15 protein-coding genes, 2 tRNA genes and 2 pseudogenes are annotated in these 18,715 nt (G+C 70.2%); 10 read left to right on the plus strand and 9 right to left on the minus strand.

Annotated elements, in window-relative coordinates:
• Positions 1-63: 63 nt before the first annotated feature.
• Both tig and HED23_RS28595 read right to left on the minus strand, forming a co-directional pair.
• Positions 64-1,470 (minus strand): trigger factor, encoded by a 1,407-nt coding sequence (gene tig, locus HED23_RS28590; protein ID WP_203186240.1) that lies wholly within the window; start codon positions 1,468-1,470, stop codon positions 64-66.
• Between the two features lie 150 nt (positions 1,471-1,620).
• Positions 1,621-1,697: transfer RNA gene (locus HED23_RS28595), tRNA-Pro, on the minus strand.
• A 168-nt stretch (positions 1,698-1,865) separates the two neighbouring features.
• Between HED23_RS28595 and HED23_RS28600 the strand changes: the two genes are divergently transcribed.
• Both HED23_RS28600 and HED23_RS28605 read left to right on the plus strand, forming a co-directional pair.
• Positions 1,866-1,939, plus strand: a tRNA-Gly gene (locus HED23_RS28600).
• Positions 1,940-2,078: 139 nt separating this feature from the next.
• The gene (locus HED23_RS28605; protein WP_203186241.1) at positions 2,079-2,303 is read left to right on the plus strand and encodes a hypothetical protein; all 225 of its coding nucleotides are present in this window, start codon (positions 2,079-2,081) and stop codon (positions 2,301-2,303) included.
• An 84-nt stretch (positions 2,304-2,387) separates the two neighbouring features.
• Here the strand turns inward: HED23_RS28605 and HED23_RS28610 are convergent, their stop codons facing one another.
• Both HED23_RS28610 and HED23_RS28615 read right to left on the minus strand, forming a co-directional pair.
• Entirely contained in the window at positions 2,388-2,735 is a 348-nt protein-coding gene (locus HED23_RS28610; RefSeq protein ID WP_203186242.1) for a DUF1330 domain-containing protein, read from the minus strand.
• Between the two features lie 256 nt (positions 2,736-2,991).
• Positions 2,992-3,186: a hypothetical protein gene (locus HED23_RS28615; protein ID WP_069172794.1), complete on the minus strand. Its 195-nt coding sequence runs from the start codon at positions 3,184-3,186 to the stop codon at positions 2,992-2,994.
• Between the two features lie 479 nt (positions 3,187-3,665).
• On the opposite strand from HED23_RS28615, the gene HED23_RS28620 reads away from it, so the two are divergent.
• Positions 3,666-4,829, plus strand: coding sequence for an acyltransferase family protein (locus HED23_RS28620; RefSeq protein ID WP_203186243.1), 1,164 nt, complete (start codon positions 3,666-3,668; stop codon positions 4,827-4,829).
• 48 nt (positions 4,830-4,877) lie between these two features.
• Here the strand turns inward: HED23_RS28620 and HED23_RS28625 are convergent, their stop codons facing one another.
• Positions 4,878-5,378, minus strand: a complete 501-nt coding sequence (locus HED23_RS28625) for an HD domain-containing protein (RefSeq protein WP_203186244.1) — start codon at positions 5,376-5,378, stop codon at positions 4,878-4,880.
• A gap of 151 nt (positions 5,379-5,529) precedes the next feature.
• Here HED23_RS28625 and HED23_RS28630 point away from each other — a divergent pair, with 151 nt between their 5' ends.
• Positions 5,530-6,708, plus strand: coding sequence for a cation:proton antiporter (locus tag HED23_RS28630; RefSeq protein ID WP_203186245.1), 1,179 nt, complete (start codon positions 5,530-5,532; stop codon positions 6,706-6,708).
• 226 nt (positions 6,709-6,934) lie between these two features.
• On the opposite strand, the gene HED23_RS28635 is transcribed toward HED23_RS28630, so the two are convergent.
• Positions 6,935-8,080 (minus strand): PP2C family protein-serine/threonine phosphatase, encoded by a 1,146-nt coding sequence (locus HED23_RS28635; RefSeq protein WP_203186246.1) that lies wholly within the window; start codon positions 8,078-8,080, stop codon positions 6,935-6,937.
• A 105-nt stretch (positions 8,081-8,185) separates the two neighbouring features.
• On the opposite strand from HED23_RS28635, the gene HED23_RS28640 reads away from it, so the two are divergent.
• Positions 8,186-9,418 (plus strand): GNAT family N-acetyltransferase, encoded by a 1,233-nt coding sequence (locus HED23_RS28640; RefSeq protein ID WP_203186247.1) that lies wholly within the window; start codon positions 8,186-8,188, stop codon positions 9,416-9,418.
• Positions 9,419-9,440: 22 nt separating this feature from the next.
• On the opposite strand, the gene HED23_RS28645 is transcribed toward HED23_RS28640, so the two are convergent.
• A complete protein-coding gene (locus HED23_RS28645) occupies positions 9,441-10,262 on the minus strand; it encodes an Fpg/Nei family DNA glycosylase (RefSeq protein ID WP_203186248.1) in 822 nt (273 codons plus the stop codon).
• Between the two features lie 102 nt (positions 10,263-10,364).
• Positions 10,365-10,852 (minus strand): annotated as a pseudogene (locus HED23_RS28650) (ribose-5-phosphate isomerase).
• A 249-nt stretch (positions 10,853-11,101) separates the two neighbouring features.
• On the opposite strand from HED23_RS28650, the gene HED23_RS28655 reads away from it, so the two are divergent.
• Both HED23_RS28655 and HED23_RS28660 read left to right on the plus strand, forming a co-directional pair.
• On the plus strand, positions 11,102-12,547 hold the full coding sequence (locus tag HED23_RS28655; protein ID WP_203186249.1) for an amino acid permease: 1,446 nt from the start codon (positions 11,102-11,104) through the stop codon (positions 12,545-12,547).
• 90 nt (positions 12,548-12,637) lie between these two features.
• On the plus strand, positions 12,638-13,930 hold the full coding sequence (locus HED23_RS28660; RefSeq protein ID WP_203186250.1) for an FAD-binding oxidoreductase: 1,293 nt from the start codon (positions 12,638-12,640) through the stop codon (positions 13,928-13,930).
• On the opposite strand, the gene HED23_RS28665 is transcribed toward HED23_RS28660, so the two are convergent.
• Positions 13,911-14,504 (minus strand): biotin transporter BioY, encoded by a 594-nt coding sequence (locus HED23_RS28665; RefSeq protein ID WP_203186251.1) that lies wholly within the window; start codon positions 14,502-14,504, stop codon positions 13,911-13,913. The genes HED23_RS28660 and HED23_RS28665 overlap by 20 nt on opposite strands.
• Positions 14,505-14,766: 262 nt before the next feature.
• On the opposite strand from HED23_RS28665, the gene HED23_RS28670 reads away from it, so the two are divergent.
• The 3 genes and pseudogenes from HED23_RS28670 to HED23_RS28680 form a co-directional block, all read left to right on the plus strand.
• Complete coding sequence (locus HED23_RS28670) at positions 14,767-16,158, plus strand: amino acid permease (RefSeq protein ID WP_203186252.1); 1,392 nt, start codon at positions 14,767-14,769, stop codon at positions 16,156-16,158.
• Positions 16,159-16,277: 119 nt separating this feature from the next.
• On the plus strand, positions 16,278-17,696 hold the full coding sequence (locus HED23_RS28675; RefSeq protein WP_203186253.1) for an amino acid permease: 1,419 nt from the start codon (positions 16,278-16,280) through the stop codon (positions 17,694-17,696).
• 21 nt (positions 17,697-17,717) lie between these two features.
• Positions 17,718-18,671: pseudogene (locus HED23_RS28680) on the plus strand (glycerophosphodiester phosphodiesterase family protein); the annotation flags it as partial.
• Positions 18,672-18,715: the final 44 nt, after the last annotated feature.

The following is an 18,715-nucleotide window of genomic DNA, read 5'->3' on the forward strand; positions in this document are numbered from 1 at the left end:
GGGCCCCGGACGAGATACGTCCGGGGCCCGCCGCGCGGATCAGATCAACAGTCGGAGCGAGGCTCAGGCCTCGTTCTTCTCGTCCTTCTTCTCGTCGGCCGACTCGGTGGTGCCCTCGGCGGCCTCGACCGTCTCGGTTGCCTCTTCCACGGCGTCCTCGTCGTCCTCGAGCTCGACGACCTCACCGTTGGTGTCGGTGACCTTGGCGGCCTCGACGACGACGGCGAGCGCCTTGCCGCGGGCGACCTCGCCGACGAGCATCGGCACCTGGCCGCCTTCGACGACGGCCTGGGCGAACTGGTCGGGGCTCATACCGGAGGAGGCCGCACGCCGCATGAGGTGCTCGGTGAGCTCCTCCTGGTTGACGTTCAGCTTCTCCTTGTTGACGAGCTCGTCAAGGATGAACTGGGTCTTGATGCCCTTGACGGCCTGCTCGGAGGTCTCGTTCTCGAACTCCTCCAGGGTCTTGCCCTGGATCTCGAGGTACTTCTCCAGGTCGAGACCCATCTGGCCGAGCTGGTGGTGCTCGAGGTTGTGCTTGCGGGTCTGGACCTCGTCCGCGAGGAGCTTCTCGGGGATCGGGACCTCGGCCAGCTTCAGCAGCTCCTCGAGGACACGCTCCTGGGCCTGGGTGGCCTGGTCGTACTGCTTGGTGTTCTCAAGGCGCTTGCGGCTGTCCTCGCGCAGCTCGGCGAGCGTGTCGAACTCGCTCGCCATCTGCGCGAAGTCGTCGTCCAGCTCGGGCAGTTCGCGGGAGGCGACGGCGGTGACCTTGACGGTGACCTCCGCTTCCTTGCCCTCGGCGGAGCCGCCCTTCAGCTCGGAGGTGAAGGTGGCCTCGCCACCGGCCTCCAGGCCGGTCACGGCCTCGTCGATGCCTTCGAGGAGCTCGCCGGAACCGATGGTGTACGAGACACCCGCGGCCACGCCGTCCTCGAGGACCTCTCCGTCGACCTTGGCCTCGAGGTCGATCGTCACGACGTCGCCCTCGGCGGCGGCACGCTCGACCGGGTTGGTCGACGCGAAGCGCTCGCGGAGCTGCTCCACGGCCTTCTCGACCTCTTCGTCGGTGACTTCGAGTGCGTCCACGGTGACCTCGATGCCGGAGTAGTCCGGAATCTCGATCTCGGGACGGACATCCACCTCGGCGGTGAAGGCCAGCAGTTCGCCGTCCTTGAGCTCGGTGATGTCAACCTCGGGCTGGCCCAGAACGTTGAGCTCACCCTCGTTGACAGCCTCGGTGTAGAACTTCGGAAGGGCGTCGTTGACGGCCTCCTCCAGAACAGCACCACGGCCGAACCGCTGGTCGATGACGCGGTTCGGGATCTTGCCCTTACGGAAGCCCTTCACCGTGACCTGCTGGTTGATCTTCTTGTACGCCGCGTCGAGGCTGTCCTTGAGCTCCTCGAAGGGCACCTCGATGCTGAGCCGAACCCGAGTCGGGTTCAGGGTCTCCACGGCGCTCTTCACGGTTCGGTCTCCTTGGTGGCTGACTTCTTGGGGTTCTGCTGGGCCGCCGAGAGGCGGCTTCGCGGATCGAGCCCGGTACATCAGACACACGGGCACGCAATTTGCATAGTAACGGCAAGGTGGAGGACTCCCACAATGCGATCTTGCCGGTGGTCGGGGTGGCCGGATTCGAACCGACGACCTTCCGCTCCCAAAGCGGACGCGCTACCAAGCTGCGCCACACCCCGTCGGTGCGACACGTAGGGTACATGCAGACGAGCACCGCGTCGGCCGCTTTGCACAGGCCGTCGCCGAGCCCGTCACGGGGGCACGCCGATACGGGTGTGCGCACACCTTCCCCGACCCGCTACGATGCTGTCCGTACCGCGGTCCACCGGACCTGCGATGCGGCGCTTGCGGGCGTAGCTCAATGGTAGAGCCCTAGTCTTCCAAACTAGCTACGCGGGTTCGATTCCCGTCGCCCGCTCCAACGGCTCAGGGCCAGGTCAGAGGTTCGTCCTCCGGCCTGGCCCTGACGCGTTTCCGGCCTTCACGCCGCCGCCCGTGCCCGGCCGGTCGGGGATCTCGCTTCCGGGCGGCCCCGGGCGCCGTCGGGCCGCGTTCGCCGGATGGTGACCGAGGAGCCGGCGAGCCGCGCCCTCCACACGAGGACCACCGGCACCGGCCTCTTCGACGACTGCGTCACGCAGGCCGGCTCCCCGGGCGCGCAGACCGTCATGGCCCACCGGAACCGCCCGGGCGGGCGGCTCCACGGCCACATCACCCGAGGTGACCGGCTCGACGGCTGGAGGCGGGGCGGAGGGGTTCCCGCCCGGCCCACGTGTTTCCCGTGAACTCCCCGCACGCGTGTGGCACAGATCATGGACCGAGGAGCTCCGGGCGCGCGGCCGTCCGTCCGCCGCGCCGCCCGTCCGGCGCTAGGCGGGAGGCAGGGCGTCCCGCATCGCCTTCGCCGTGGCGGCCGGGTCGTAGCCCTCGGGAACGCCCTCGACCAGGATGATGTCGCCCTCGATGTGCCGCGAGCGCAGTGGCGCGATCTCCCGGTACGCGGGCGAGTCCCACCAGGCCCGGGCCTCGGCGATCCCGGGGAAGCCGATCAGCACGACGTGTCCGGGCCAGCTGCCCTCTTTCACCTCGTGCGGCGTGACGTGGACGAGGAAGCGCCCGCCGTGCGCCTCGAAGGTGGCGGGGAGCCGCTCGACGTACTCGGCGATCTCCGGGTGCGGGGCGGCCTCCTGCAGGTGGGCTATGGCATAGGCGGGCATGATGTCCTTCCGGTCGGCTGAGCTCCGTCGACCGGGAGCATGGCACGCCCGCGCACCGGGGTCGATGACCTCTGGGGTAAGCGGCCCCGGACCCTCGGGGGCGGCCTTCCGGACCGGGTTCCGCGTGTGCGGTTGTTCCGCGTGTGCGGTTGTTCCGCGTGTGCGGCGCCCTCCTTCGCGCCTGCGCCCCCTCGCCCACCGCATGCCTTCGGCCCGGCCGGCGGTCGTCTGCCGGGCCGGGTCCTGCCGCGCCGCCTCAGAAACTGATCTGGTTGATCGTGTCGGCTATCGAGTTCATGAATCTGTTGATCGAGGGCGCCATGCCCGTCGACGCCAGGAAGAAGCCGAAGAGCACGGCGACGACCGCCGGCCCGCCCTTGAGGGATCCACCGCGGATGAACACCACCAGGACGATCCCCAGCAGAAGCACCACAGACAGTGAAATGGCCACGACTGATCACACCCTTGGTCGGTCCGCCTTGCCGGCCCGGTGGTGTGCGGCCCAGCACGCCACCGTCGCGACCATCGTGCCACCAACTCCCCTGGGGATGCTGCCGGGTGACGGGGAGAGATGGCCGGATCGCGCCATCCTCATGCCCGCCGGCGACCCGGTGCAATCGCGCGCGTGCGGCGCCCTGCGGGGGCAGCACCGGCCGCGAGGGAAAACTGTGCGCCCGCTGTGCGCAGGACAGTTCGAATATCGATCGGTGTGATCGTTTCCATATCCCCACACTTCATTCACGGCGTTTTGCCAGGCGTTCATGCGACGAAATTCACTCTCGCCAACCACCCACCGATATGCACCATTTAAGGGGGATGAATCACCACGTAACGGTCGGCTGTCGGTGGTTTCGCTTTCGAATGACAGGGAATGCGCGATATCTATTGAGAGTTTTACGCATACCGATGGACGGGTCTAAGGTGCATGAGATGTCCCAAGCTCCGAGCGAAATTCAGAGGGCCCCGATCACCCCGGAGAGCCGGGAGTCGGAGCCGAGACGCGAGCAGACCCTGACGGCTCCGGGAGCGTCCTCCCCCGCCTCTGCGGCGGCTCCGGCCCGTACCGGGGCACCCGCACCGGCCAAGCGCCGTGACGCGTACTTCGACAATGTGAAGTACCTCGCCATCGTGCTCGTCGCCGTGGCGCACGCGTGGGAGCCGGTGATGGACGGCAGCCGCGCGACGCGGGCGCTGTACATGATCGTGTACACGTTCCACATGCCGGCGTTCATCCTCGTCTCCGGGTACTTCTCGCGGTCGTTCGACATGAGCTCGGGCAAGGTGAAGCGCCTCGTCACCGGGGTCGTGGTGCCCTACGTGCTCTTCGAGACGGCGTATTCGCTCTTCAAGAGGTACGCGGGCGGTGCCGGCGACACGTCCATCACCCTGCTCGACCCGCTGTTCCTCACCTGGTTCCTGATCGCCCTGTTCATCTGGCGGGTCACCACGCCGCTGTGGCAGTCACTGCGCCACCCGCTGCCGGTCGCCCTCGCCATCGCCGCGCTCGCCTCGGTGACTCCCGGCATCACGGACGACCTCGACCTGCAACGCGTCTGCCAGCTCCTGCCGTTCTTCGTGCTCGGCCTGCTGATGAAGCCGGAGCACTTCCAGCTGATCCGGCGGCGCGAGGTCCGGATGCTCGCCCTGCCGTTGGTCGCCGGGGCCCTGGTGTTCGCCTACTGGGCGGCGCCGCGCATGCAGCTCGGCTGGTTCTACCGCAGCAACAGCGCCCAGGAGATGGACTTCCAGTGGTGGGCGGGGCCCGTGATGACCCTGGCGATGTTCGGCTGCTCGCTGCTGCTCACGATCGCGTTCCTCGCCTGGGTGCCGCGCCGCCACATGTGGTTCACCGTGCTGGGCGCGGGGACCATCTGCGGCTACCTGCTGCACGGCTTCCTGGTGAAGGGAGCCGGCTACTACGGCCTGTTCGACCGCTACGAGTGGCTCACGGGGCCCGTGGGGCTCGTCGTCGTCTCCCTCGTCGCGGCCGTCGCCGTGACCCTGCTGTGCACCCCTCCGGTCCGGCGCGTGCTGCGCTTCGCGACCGAGCCCGACATGAACTGGGCCTTCCGCCGGAGCCCCGCGAAGCGCTGAGCCTGTCCGGATCGGCCCCCTCACGCGGGGGCCGGTCCGGGCGGTCCGTCAGCCCGCGGCGGGGTTGGCTTGATCCCGCCGTTCGAAGGGGCCGGCACCACCGTCGAGCCCCAACAGGCCGCGCACCTGCGCATACTTCTCGGTCAGCCGGGTACGCGTCGCCGGCTCCAGGATCGCGAGCCGGTCCGGGTCCGCGTTGTGCGCCAGATCCGCCTCCTTGATCAGCAGCGCTCCGGGCGTGGCGAGAATCCGCCCGGTGTACGCGTAAAGGTCCTCGCCGTCCCGCTTGGTGACGGCGAGGACCATTTCTTTCACCCGCCGGGGCAGCGGTGCCTCGTCCAGCCACTGCCGGGACAGGACGCCGTCCTCGACCGCGTCGTGCAGCCAGGCGGCCGCGATCTGCCCCTCGTCGCCGCCCCGGCTCCTCACGCCTTCGGCCACCGCGGCCAGATGCCCGGCATAGGGCCGCCCCGCCTTGTCGGTCTGCCCGCGATGGGCCTCGCGGGCGATCGCTTCCACCTGGGACAGGGTCAGACACGGGTTCGGCATGGGCCGACTGTACGCCGGGCACAGCGGCTCTTCGCCGGATCCACAAGGGCACCCCGAATCGTTCGGTAAACTAATTACTGACGAATCCTTGACGCGCCCTTGACCGATTGAAGGAGACAGGCTCATCGGACACGCAGACACGCTCATCGCCATGGGGGGCGCCTTCCTCGCCGCCGCCGTCCTCGCCCGCGTCGGCGGCCGCATCGGGCTGCCGACCATCCCCCTGTTCATTCTCGCCGGGATCCTGCTCGGCCCGTACACCCCCGGGGTCGTCCTCCTCGACGACCCGCATGACCTGGAGATGCTCTCCGCGCTCGGTCTGGTGCTCCTGCTCTTCTACCTCGGCCTCGAGTTCCACCTGGACGACCTGAAGACGGGCGGGCGCAAGATGGCGCTCGCCGGCGGCACCTATCTCGCCCTGAACGTCGGCGCGGGTCTCGGCTTCGGCTTCGCGCTGGGCTGGGGCACCTCGGAGGCCTTGGTGCTGGCGGGTGTGCTCGGCATCTCGTCGTCGGCCATCGTCACGAAGGTCCTGGTGGACCTCAACCGGATCGGTAATCCGGAGACTCGGCCGATCCTCGGCATCATCGTCGTCGAGGACGTCTTCCTCGCCCTCTACCTGGCCGCACTCCAGCCGATCCTGTCCGGTGCGGACAGCCTCGGGGCAGCCGTGCTCGACGGGGGCAAGGCATTCGGCTTCCTGCTGCTGCTCGCCCTGGCGGCCCGGTTCGGCACGAAGCTCATAGGCAAGCTGATGAACACCAAGGACGACGAGCTCCTCGTCATCTCCTTCCTCGGTGTCGCCGTCTTCGTGGCCGGGGTCTCGGAGTGGTTCGGGGTCGCCGACGCGATCGGCGCGTTCATGGTCGGTCTGATGCTGGGCAGCACCACCTCGGGTGGGCGCATCCTGAAGCTGGTGCATCCCCTGCGGGACGCGTTCGGCGCGATCTTCTTCTTCGCCTTCGGACTGTCCATCAACCCCGGCGACCTGCCGAGCGTGCTGTGGCCCGTTCTGGCGGCCGTCGCCGTGACGGTGGCGATGAACGTCTTCGCCGGGATGGCCACGGCCAAGATCTACGCCTTCGGCCCGAAGGCCACGGCGAACGTCTCCACCACCCTGCTGGCGCGCGGTGAGTTCGCACTCATCCTCGCCACGATGGCGGCGGCGGCGGGCCTGGACGAACGGCTCTCCCCGTTCATCGCCGGGTACGTGCTCGTGCTCGCGGTCCTGTCACCGCTGGCGGCCGGCCGCTCGCACTGGCTCGCCCGGATCCTGCCCGGAGGACGCACGCGGGACAAGGAGACCGAGAAAGAGGCGGTCCCGGTCTGAGCTGCGGAGGACCCGGGTGCGGGGACTGTGTCCGCCGCACCCGGGATGACGCACCCGGGATGACGCAGCTTGAATGACGAACGCGGAACGGCCGGCACGGGAACGGCCGACACGGGCAGACGCGGAATGCGCGGCCACGAACGGCCGACGCGGAACAACTTCACGTTCGGGTGACGGGCGACCTGCCCGCTTGACGCCTGTACCGTTTCAACCGCTTCCGCACGGTTCAGCCGCGACGTGACAGCAGCAGGAGCGCGCGGTCGTCGTTGACGTCCTTCGCGCAGGCCTCGATCAGATGCCAGGCCGCGCCCTCGAAGCCCGTCGCGACGTAGCGGTCGGCCTCACCGGTCAGCCTGTCGATGCCGTCGGCGATGTCCCGGTCGGACGCCTCGACCAGACCGTCCGTGAAGAGCATCAGGACGTCGCCGGGCGCCAGCGAGCCCTTCACCGCGTCGAACTCCGCCCCGTCGTACACACCGAGCAGGGGACCCTCGGCGGCCATCTCCTCCCACCGTCCGCTGCCTGCGTGCAACTGGAGCGCGGGGGGATGTCCTGCCGAGAGGAGTTCGTAGTCGCCGGACTCCAGGTCGAGGACCAGGTGGATGGAGGTGGCGAAGCCCTCGTCCCAGTCCTGGCGCAGCAGATAGCCGTTGGCGGCGGGCAGGAAGGCGTGCGGCGGCAGGGAGCCCAGGAGTCCGCCGAAGGCTCCGGAGAGCAGCAGGGCTCGGGAACCCGCGTCCATGCCCTTGCCGGAGACATCGGTGAGCACGACTTCCAGGGTGCGCCCGCCGTTGGTACGGGCGGCGACGACGAAGTCGCCGGAGAAGGACTGGCCGCCCGCCGGGCGGAGCGCCATCTCGCGGTGCCATCCCTCGGGCAGCCGAGGCAGGGCGCTCTGGACCCGGATCCGCTCGCGCAGGTCGAAGAGCATGGTGCCGCCGCGCCGCCACGGCACCCCGACCCTGGCCCGGAACTGGGCGAGGACCAGCCCGAAGAAGCCGCAGGCCGCGACGACCAGGACGGTGCCCGGCGTGACCCGGGCCGGCCCTTCCGCGTAGGGGCCGAGGGCGATGGACTCCACGATCAGGGCTGCGGCCGCGGTCGCGTAGAGACTCAGCAGGCTGGCCGGCCGCAGCAGCAGGCCACCCGCGACGATCGGCAGCGCCAGGGCGGTCGGTGAGCACCAGACCGGGTTGATCAGGGTGACGCAGGTGATCACCGGAATGATGATCAGCAGACCGGCCAGGGCTATCCAGTCGGAGCCGTCACCACGGAAGTAGTCGACTCCGGACCTGCGCAGCGCGATACGCGCCCGGTGGGCTGATCTTCGCCACCGGGCGGGGTAGGTGTCTGCTCCTCTGCGACGGGCCATTGTCGGGACCTTATCCACCCGGCGGCCTCCGGTGCAGGGGGACCCGGTGACAATGTGTTCGAAACAGGGTCGCCCAGGTGGTGCGGCCCTGGTAAGGAGTGCTTCATGACCACGGAACCGCGGGTGTTGTCCGCATCGGAATGGGACGCCTGGCTCGGTTGTCCGGAGCTGGCGTTCGGCGGCGTCCCCATCGCCCCGGAGAGCCGCGAGCTGTATGCCGCGCTGATCGAGCCCCGGCGCGCGCTGGGCCACTGGGACGGCGCGGACTGCGTGGGGACGGCCGGTTCCTACAGCTTCCGGCTGACGGTGCCCGGAGGTGCCGCCGTACCGGCCGCGGGGGTCACCATGGTGAGCGTCGCGGCGACGCACCGCAGGCAGGGACTGCTGACGTCGATGATGCGGCGCCAGCTGGACGACGTCCGATCATGGGGCGAGCCGCTCGCGGTCCTGCTGGCTTCGGAGCCCGGCATCTACGGCAGGTTCGGTTACGGAGCGGCGACGACGGAGACGAACCTGCGGATCGACACCTCCCAGGTCCGCCTCGCGCTGCCCCCGGGCACGGACGGGGTGCGCGTGCGCCGGTCGTCCCCGGTGACGGCGCTCGACGCGTGCGAGGCGGTGTACGCGCGACTGGCGGAGGCCCGGCCCGGCACCCCTGTGCGCCGGCCCGGCTGGGAGCGGATGGCCGTGAGCGACCCGGAGAGCGCGAGGAAGGGCGGCTCCCCGCTCCAGTGCGTCCTCGCGGAGCGGGACGGCGAGGTGACGGGGTACGCCACGTTCCACCTGAGGCCCGCCTGGGACGACGCCGGTCCCCGTGGCACGGTTGCGGTCCGTGACCTGGCGGCGCTGGACCCGGCCTCCTACGCGGCGCTGTGGCGCTTCGTGTTCGGGATAGACCTCACGTCGGTGGTCGAGTGCCGCAACCGGCCGGTGGACGACGCCGTGCTGCGGATGGTCTCCGACGTCCGGCGCTGCGAGGTGCGGCAGCGGGACGGGCTGTACGTACGGCTCGTCGAGCTGGGCCGTGCGCTGGAGGCCCGGACCTACAGGACCCCGGTCGACGTGGTGCTGGAGGTGGAGGACACCTTCTGCCCGTGGAACGCGGGGCGTTGGCGGCTGACCGCCGACTCGAAGGGTGCTGCTGTCTGCCGGCGGACGGACGACGAGCCGGAACTGGCTCTGTCCGTATCCGACCTGGGAGCCGCGTACTTGGGCGGTGTGTCGCTGACGACCCTGGCCGCTGCCGGGCTGGTGAGGGAGCTCCGGGTCGGCGCGCTGGCCGGGGCCGCGCCGGCGTTCTCCTCGGACGTGCAGCCCTGGTGCCCGCACGGTTTCTGAGGCCGGGCGGCCCCTGGCGCCGCTAGCGGCCCGCCACGGACGGCTGGCAGGCCGGACACCAGAAGAGGTTACGGGCCGCCAGGTCCGCCGTGCGGATCTCGGTGCCGCAGATGTGGCAGGCCTGCCTGGCCCGGCGGTAGACGTACACCTCGCCGCCGTGGTCGTCGACCCTCGGGGGCCTGCCCATGACCTCGGGCAGGTGCTCCGGGCGGACGGTGTCGATGCGGTTGTTCCGCACGCCCTCACGCATCAGGACGCCGAGGTCGGCCCAGACGGCGTCCCACTCGCCCCGCGTGAGGTCCCTGCCCGGGCGGTACGGGTCGATGCCGTGGCGGAAGAGGACCTCGGCGCGGTAGACGTTGCCGACGCCTGCGACGACCTTCTGGTCCATAAGCAGGGCGGCGACCGTGACGCGGCTGCGGGAGATCCGCTGCCAGGCCCGCTCGCCGTCCTCGTCGGCGCGCAGCGGGTCCGGGCCGAGCCGGTCGTGTATAGCGCGCTTCTCGGGGCCCGTGATCAGGGCGCAGGTGGTGGGGCCGCGCAGATCGGCGTGGTGGGCGTCGTTGAGCAGGCGCAGCCGGACCGTGTCGGTGGGCGGCGGCGCCGGAACCGTACCGAAGCCGAGCTTCCCGAAGAGGCCGAGGTGGATGTGGACCCAGACCGAGCCCTCGAAGCCCAGGAAGAGGTGCTTGCCGTGGGCGTCGACACCGGTGAAGGTCCGGCCGTCCAGCAGCGCCGCGCTGTCGGAGAACTTGCCCTGGGGGCTGCTCACGCTCACCGGGCGGCCCGCGAAGCGCTCCTGGTGGTCGGCGGCGAGGCGGTGGATCGTATGCCCCTCGGGCACGGCATGTCTCCTGGTGACGCGCTTGTGCCGCCGGGTACGGGCCCGGCGGCACAGGGGAAGCGGGTGCGGGGGCGTTCAGCCCTGCTGCGGGTGGTGGGGCGTTCAGCCCTGCTGGGGGTGGTGGGCCGGGATCGGGGGAGCTCGCCGGTGTTCTCGTACGCCGAGAGCATCTCGATGCGGCGGGTGTGGCGCTCCTCGCCCGAGTAGGGGGTGGCCAGGAAGATCTCGACGAACTTGGTGGACTCCTCCACCGTGTGCATCCGTCCGCCGATGGCCACCACGTTGGCGTCGTTGTGCTCGCGGCCGAGCGCGGCGGTCTGCTCGCTCCAGGCGAGCGCGGCGCGGACGCCCTTGACCTTGTTAGCGGCGATCTGCTCGCCGTTGCCCGAGCCGCCGATGACGATGCCGAGGCTGTCCTTGTCCGCGGCCGTCCGTTCGGCGGCGCGGAGGCAGAACGGCGGGTAGTCGTCCTGGGCGTCGTAGATGTGGGGACCACAGTCGACGGCCTCGTGGCCATGGGCCGTGAGCCACTCGACGAGGTGGTTCTTCAGTTCGAAACCGGCATGGTCGGAGCCGAGGTACACGCGCATGGTGCGAAGTGTGGCACGGACGGGGCGGGGTAACCGTCAGCGGGGTCGGGAGCCACAAGGCCTTCCCGGGGGGTCAGGTCGGGAGCCGGGGCTGTGCGCAATGCCACTCGGGCAACGATCGGGTCAAGGAACCGGATGAGGGGGTTCCGCTTCCGGCGTCGATCGGGCTTGAATGCGTGGCCTTGCCTTCGCACCACCCCAGCGAGGCGACACCGACACACGTGATCAGAAAACGTAAGGATTCGATCCATGACGTCGCAGACGACTCTGGCTGGGCCGGGCCAACAGCCCGGCGAGCCGGGTAAGCCGGACTCCCCTGACGGGCTCCAGGCCGGTCTCAAGAACCGTCATCTCTCGATGATCGCCATCGGCGGTGTGATTGGAGCGGGCCTCTTCGTCGGCTCCGGCGCCGGCATCGCCGCCGCGGGACCGGCCATTCTCCTGTCGTACGCGCTGGTCGGCCTGATGGTCGTCTTCGTCATGCGGATGCTCGGCGAGATGGCCGTCGCCCGGCCGAGCTCCGGCTCCTTCTCCGCTTACGCCGACCAGGCACTGGGCCGCTGGGCCGGCTTCTCCATCGGCTGGCTGTACTGGTTCTTCTGGGTCGTGGTGCTCGCCGTCGAGGCCACGGCGGGTGCCAAGATCCTGGAGAGCTGGGTCCCCGGCGTACCGCAGTGGGCGTGGGCCCTGATCGTCATGGTGGTGCTGACGGCGACCAACCTGGTCTCCGTCGGCTCGTACGGCGAGTTCGAGTTCTGGTTCGCCGGGATCAAGGTCGTGGCCATCGGCGCGTTCGTCGTCGTCGGCCTGCTCGCCGTCTTCGGCATCCTGCCGGGTTCGGACAACGCGGGGTCCGGCCTCGCCCACCTCACGGACACCGGCGGGTTCTTCCCCGAGGGGCCGGGAGCCATCCTCACGGGTGTGCTGATGGTCGTGTTCTCCTTCATGGGCAGCGAGATCGTGACGCTGGCGGCCGGTGAGTCCGAGGACCCGCGGCGCGCCGTCTCCAAGGCGACCAACAGCGTGATCTGGCGTATCGCCATCTTCTACCTGGGCTCGATCTTCGTCGTCCTCACCCTGCTGCCGTGGAACGACCCCTCGATCGTCGAGGACGGTTCGTACGTCGCGGCGCTCAACGTCATCGGCATCCCGCACGCCGGCCAGGTCATGGACGTCATCGTGCTGACGGCCGTGCTCTCCTGTCTCAACTCCGGCCTCTACACGGCCTCGCGCATGGCCTTCTCGCTCGGACAGCGGGGAGACGCGCCCAAGGCGTTCGCCACGGTGAACAAGCGGGGCGTACCGCGGGCGGCGATCCTCTCGTCCGTCGTGTTCGGCTTCGTGGCCGTGTTCTTCAACTACCAGTGGCCCGACACGGTGTTCGCGTTCCTGCTGAACTCCTCCGGCGCGGTCGCCCTGTTCGTGTGGCTGGTGATCTGCTTCACCCAGCTGCGGATGCGCGGCATCATCCTGCGTGAGTCGCCCGAGAAGCTCGTCGTACGGATGTGGCTCTTCCCGTACCTGACCTGGGCGACGATCGCGATGATCTCCTTCGTCCTCGTCTACATGCTGACCGACGACGCCGGGCGCGAGCAGGTGCTGCTCTCCCTGCTGGTCGCCGCCCTGGTCGTGGGCATCTCGCTGGTGCGCGACGCCCGCAGCCGGAAGGCGAAGGCGGCGGCACCGGTCGAGTGACCGTCACGCATACCTGACGGCGGATGTCAGGTATCCCCGGGAGGCTCTCCCTCGCCACGCGATCCCGCGAGCGAACGGAGAGCCTTCCTCATGACCGCCACAGTCGACAGCTTCCAGACCGGCTTCACCATCGGCCCCGACCTCCTGGTGGAGGCCACGGGTGCCGCCGACGTCATCACCGCGGTGCGGGACGCCGCCGCGCGCGGTCTGCCCGTCGCCGTCCACGCGACCGGACACGGGCTGCCCGGCCCCGTCGAGGGCGGAGTGCTGATCAGCACGCGCCGGATGGACACCGTGCGGATCGACCCGGTGCGCCGCACCGCGCACATCGGGGCGGGCGCGACCTGGGGCGGGGTCATCGCGGCGGCGGCCCCGCACGGGCTCGCCCCGCTGAACGGCTCAGCGCCCGCTGTGGGGGCCGTCTCCTACACCCTGGGCGGCGGGCTCGGCATCCTGGCCCGGGAGTTCGGCTACGCCGCCGACCAGGTCCGTTCGCTGGACGTCGTGACCGCCGACGCTGTCCTGCGCCATGTCACCCCGGACAGCGAGCCGGACCTCTTCTGGGGACTGCGGGGAGGCGGGCACCGGCTGGGCGTCGTGGCGGGTCTGGAGACCGGCCTGGTGGCCGTGGAACGGCTGTACGGCGGCTCCCTGGCCTTCGACGGGGACACGGCCCCGGAGGTGCTGCGGAGCTACCTGGAGTGGACGCGGACCGTACCGGAGACCTGCACCTCCTCGGTGGCGGCCCTGCGCTATCCCGACATGCCGCAGCTGCCGGAGCCGCTGCGGGGCCGGTACGTCGTATCGGTGCGCGTCGCGTACACCGGGCCGGCCGCGGACGGCGAGGCGCTGGTGGCGCCGCTGCGGGCGGCCGGGGCCGCGCTGTCGGACTCGCTGCGGGAGATGCCGTACACCGAGAGCCACACCATCCACAGCGATCCGCCGTTCCCGCACGCCTATTACGGCGAGGGCCTGATGCTCCGCGACCTGGACGCCGGGGCCGCCGCGCGGGTGCTGGGGCTGACCGGGCCGAAGGCCCCCATGACGACGGTGGTCCAGCTCAACCACCTGGGCGGCGCGCTGACCGCGCGGCCCGCCCACGACAGCGCCGTGCCCCACCGGGACGCGGGCTTCCTGCTGCGGTTGCTGTCACCTCTGGACGGTACGGACGTGACTGCGGTACGGGCGCTGTACGCGGAGGTGGCCGGGGAGACGGCGCCGTACGTCCTGGGCCGCTCGCTGAACTTCTCCTTCGGCGGCGGGGACCGCACGGAGGATCTCCATGACCCCCGGACACGCGAGAGGCTCGCCGGTCTGGTGTCGCGACACGACCCGGCGAGCCTCTTCGGTGGTGCCTACGGCGTCAGCCGCGACGCCCGATGAGCTTCCAGGAGGCCGGCAGCGCGCCCATGGCCAGCGCGGCCTTGAGGGCGTCACCGATCAGGAACGGCACCAGGCCGGCAGCGACCGCCGCGCTCATCGACATGCCCGTGGAGAGCGCCAGGTACGGCACGCCGACCGCGTAGATGATGAGGGAGCCGACCGCCATCGTGCCCGCGGTGCGCAGGACGGACCGGTCACCGCCCCGACGCGCGAGGCCGCCGACGACCGTGGCGGCGAGCAGCATGCCGAGGACGTAGCCGAACGACGCGCCGCCCGGGCCTGAGGTGCCCTCGGAGAACCACGGCATGCCGGCCATGCCGACGAGCGCGTACAGGGCGAGGGACAGGAAGCCGCGGCGGGCGCCGAGCGCGGTGCCGATGAGCAGCGCGGCGAAGGTCTGGCCGGTGACGGGGACCGGGGAGCCGGGGACGGGCACGGCGATCTGGGCCGCGATACCGGTGAGCGCGGCGCCACCGACGACCAGCGCCGCGTCCACGGCGTAACGGTGCCGGGCTGCGGGCAGCAGGTCGGCGAGGACCGCTCCGGAACGGACGGGGGCGGCAGCAGTGCTCATCGGGACTCCGCGGGTGAGGTCGGCAGGCAGGGACGGACTGAGGGTGACGTTAGCCGACGGGGCGTCGCCGGAACACCATCAGCCGCCCACAAAGCGGCGGTTGAGGAGTTTATCGGGTTTGGACAAAGAACGTTGCGCAATCACTCATCGGCGTGATGCTGGTCACTGAGGTGGGGGTGCGCCCAGCCCTCCGTTCGGGACGGGGTGACCTCCCGTGAGACTGTAGGTTCCCCATAAATGATCCGAGAGTGATCCGCAGCTCATGCACGACGCGCCCCCCACGCACTCCCCCGTACCGTCCGAGCCCCTCGCGCACGGCCTGAAGCAACGCCATCTGACGATGCTGGGTCTGGGCGGGGTGATCGGTGCCGGTCTCTTCGTCGGCTCGGGCGCCGGGATCGCCGTCGCCGGGCCGGCCGTCGTCGTCTCGTACCTGATCGCGGGCACGCTCGCGATGCTGGTGATGCGGATGCTCGGCGAGATGTCCGCGGCGATGCCCGCGTCGGGGTCCTTCTCCGTCCACGCGGAACGCGCGCTGGGCCGCTGGGCCGGCTTCAGCGTGGGCTGGCTCTACTGGTTCATGCTGGTGGTGGTGCTCGCCGTCGAGGCGACGGCGGCCGCGCAGATCGCTCACGCGTGGGTGCCCGCGGTGGACCAGTGGCTCTGGGTGCTGCTGTTCATGGTGGTGTTCACCGTGGCCAACCTGACGGCCGTGAAGAACTTCGGCGAGTTCGAGTTCTGGTTCGCCGCGCTGAAGGTGGCCGCGATCGTGGTCTTCCTCACCCTCGGCCTGCTGGCCGTCCTCGGCGTCCTCCCCGACACCGATCCGGTGGGACTGACCAACCTCACCGGCCAGGGCGGCTTCGTGCCGAACGGCTGGGACGGTGTCGTCTCCGGCGTGCTCACTGTGGTGTTCGCCTTCGGCGGCCTGGAGGTCGTGACGATCGCGGCGGCCGAGACCGACGATCCGGCCCGCGCCGTGGGGCGCGCGGTACGCAGCGCGGTGGTGCGCATCCTCTTCTTCTACGTCGGTTCGATGCTGGTGATCGTGACCGTCCTCCCGTGGACGGCGCAGCAGGCGGGTCTCAGCCCGTACGTGAAGGTCCTGGACTCGATGGGGGTGCCGTCGGCGGGGCAGATCATGAACATCGTGGTGTTCGTGGCACTGCTCTCGGCACTCAACGCCAATCTCTACGGCTCGTCCCGGATGATCTTCTCCCTGGCCGAGCGCGGCGAGGCGCCGCGCGGGCTGCTGAAGGTGTCGGGCGGGCAGGGCGGCGGGGTTCCCCGTCGGGCGGTGCTGGCCTCGGTGGCCTTCGGCTTCGTCTCCGTACTGCTCAATCTCGAGTGGCCCGACACCGTCTTCCTCTACATGCTCAACTCGGTCGGGGCGGTCCTGCTGTTCGTCTGGGGCCTGATCGCCGCCTCGCAGCTGCGGCTGCGGCGCCGGCTCGAACGGGAGGCGCCTGGCGCGCTGACGCTGCGGATGTGGTGCTTCCCTCATCTCACCTGGGTGACCCTGGCCGGTCTGCTGGCCGTCCTGCTGCTGATGCTCACCGATGACGCGGCCCGTCCGCAGGTGCTGTGGTCGGCGGGCGCGACCGGCCTCGTGCTGCTCGTCGCGGCGGTGCGGGAGCTGCGCGCGCGGCCGTAGGCGGGTGAGCACCTTGTGTGAGCCTGGTGACCGTATAGCGGACATCCGTTCCCTCTGGGCGGGGCTCGTGGCCAGACTGTGGGCCGACCCCCGTCCCGACCAGTGAACAGAGCCTGTCCATGTCCCGGACCTCCGCGCCGCCCCCCACGGACGCCGCCGCCCCCGCTGCCGACTCCGCACTCTCCCATGGACTGAAGCAGCGCCACCTGTCGATGATCGCCCTCGGCGGTGTGATCGGGGCCGGGCTGTTCGTCGGCTCGGGTGCGGGCATCGCCGCGGCCGGTCCCTCGATCGTCGTCGCCTACGGCATCTCCGGACTGCTGGTCATGTTCGTGATGCGGATGCTCGGCGAGATGTCGGCGGCCAACCCCGCCTCCGGCTCCTTCTCCGTCCACGCGGAGCGCGCGATCGGGCCGTGGGCGGGCTTCACCGCCGGGTGGTCGTTCTGGGTGCTGCTCTGCGTCGCGGTCGGCCTGGAGGGCATCGGCGCCGCGCAGATCGTCACCGGCTGGCTCCCCGGTACGCCGGAGTGGGCCTGGGTCGCCCTGTTCATGGTGATCTTCCTCGGCACGAATCTCGCGGCCGTCAAGAACTTCGGTGAGTTCGAGTTCTGGTTCGCGGCGCTCAAGGTCATCGCGATCACCCTGTTCCTGGTGCTGGGACTCCTCGCGATCCTGGGCGTGCTGCCCGGCACGGACTCCCCCGGGACCTCGAATCTGACCGGGGACGGCGGTTTCATGCCGAACGGCTCCGAAGGCCTCATCATCGGTCTGCTCGCCTCGGTCTTCGCGTACGGCGGTCTGGAGACCGTCACCATCGCGGCCGCCGAGTCCGAGAACCCCGTACAGGGCGTCGCCAAGGCGGTGCGTACGGCGATGTGGCGCATCGCGGTCTTCTACATCGGTTCGATGGCGGTCATCGTGACCCTCGTGCCGTGGGACGACCCCGAGGTCGCCGAGGTCGGCCCCTTCTACGCGATGCTCGACAACCTCGGCATCAGCGGCGCCGCCGAGATCATGAACGTGGTCATCCTGATCGCCCTCCTCTCCGCGATGAACGCCAACATCTACGGCTCCTCGCGCATGGCCCGCTCCCTCGTGGCCCGTGGCCAGGGCCCGAAGGTGCTCGGCAGGATCTCCCCCTCGGGCGTCCCCCGGAACGCCGTGCTCGCCTCCTCCGTCTTCGGCTTCCTCTGCGTGCTGCTCAGCTACTGGCGCCCCGACGACGTCTTCCCGTGGCTCCTCAACATGATCGGCGCGGTGATCCTGGTCGTCTGGATCTTCATCGCCGTCTCCCAGCTCATCCTCCGCAGGCGGACGGAGCGCGAGGCCCCCGACCGGCTCGTCGTCCGGATGTGGTTCTTCCCGGTCCTGACGATCGTGGCGCTGGCGGCCATGGCGGGCATCTTCGTCCTGATGCTGCGGCAGCCCGACACGCGGGACCAGCTGCTGGCGACCGGTGTGCTGACCGCGCTGCTGATCGGGATCGGCCTGGTACGGCAGAAGCGCGCGGAGCGCGGTACGGCCGCCCGGGACTGAGCGCAGCACGGGGGCCGTGGAGGCCCGCTCGTCATCGGCCATCGCGGCGCCGCCGGATGGCGCCCCGAACACACCGTGTCCTCCTACACGTTCGCGGTGCGCGCCGGGGCCGACTGGATCGAGCCCGACCTGGTCCCGACGAAGGACCACGTCCTGGTGGTGCGCCACGAGAACGAGATCTCCGGCACCACGGACGTGGCCCTGCACCCGGAGTTCGCCGGCCGCCGCACCACGAAGACGGTGGACGGCCGCGCCGTCGCGGGCTGGTTCACCGAGGACTTCACCCTCGCCGAGCTGAGGACACTGCGCGCGGTGGAGCGGCTCCCCCTGGTCCGTGACCGCAACACCGTCTTCGACGGCCGCGAGCGGATCATGACCTTCCAGGAGGTCGTCGATCTGGCCCGCGTCCTGTCCAAGGAGCACGGCCGCCGGATCACGGTCTTCCCGGAGACCAAGCACCCGGTGTACTTCCGTTCGGTCGGACTGCCCCTGGAGCCCGAGCTCATCAGGATCGTCCGCCGCAACCGCCTGACCGCACGCGACTGCGTCGTCCAGTCGTTCGACCCGTCCAGCCTCCGCGAGGTGGCGGCGGCCCGTCTCGGGCTCCCGCTGTGGCAGGCCCTGGGGACGAGCGGCGGTCCCTACGGCCACCCCGTGACGTACAAGGACATGATGACGCCGGCCGGGCTGCGCGAGATCGCCTCGTACGCGGGCTGGATCGGCCCGGACGAGTCCTCGCTGGTCCCGCCGCTCACCCTGCTGGACGATGCCCACGCGGCCGGACTGGAGGTCGGCGCCTACACCTTCCGCGCCGAGAACCAGTACCTGCCGGCCGGGTACCGGAAGGGCACCGCGCCGAACGGCTTCGGTGACGCGTTCGCCGAGTACGCCTTCCACTTCGGCCGGGGCGTGGACGCCGTCGTGACGGACTTCCCCGACCTGGCCGCGGCCGCGCGCGACGAACTCCGGTCCTAGGACGAACGGCTGATCACCTTCGGGCCCTCCTCCTGCTAGCCTGC

Source organism: Streptomyces pratensis (genome assembly GCF_016804005.1).
GTDB classification, from domain to species: domain Bacteria; phylum Actinomycetota; class Actinomycetes; order Streptomycetales; family Streptomycetaceae; genus Streptomyces; species Streptomyces pratensis_A.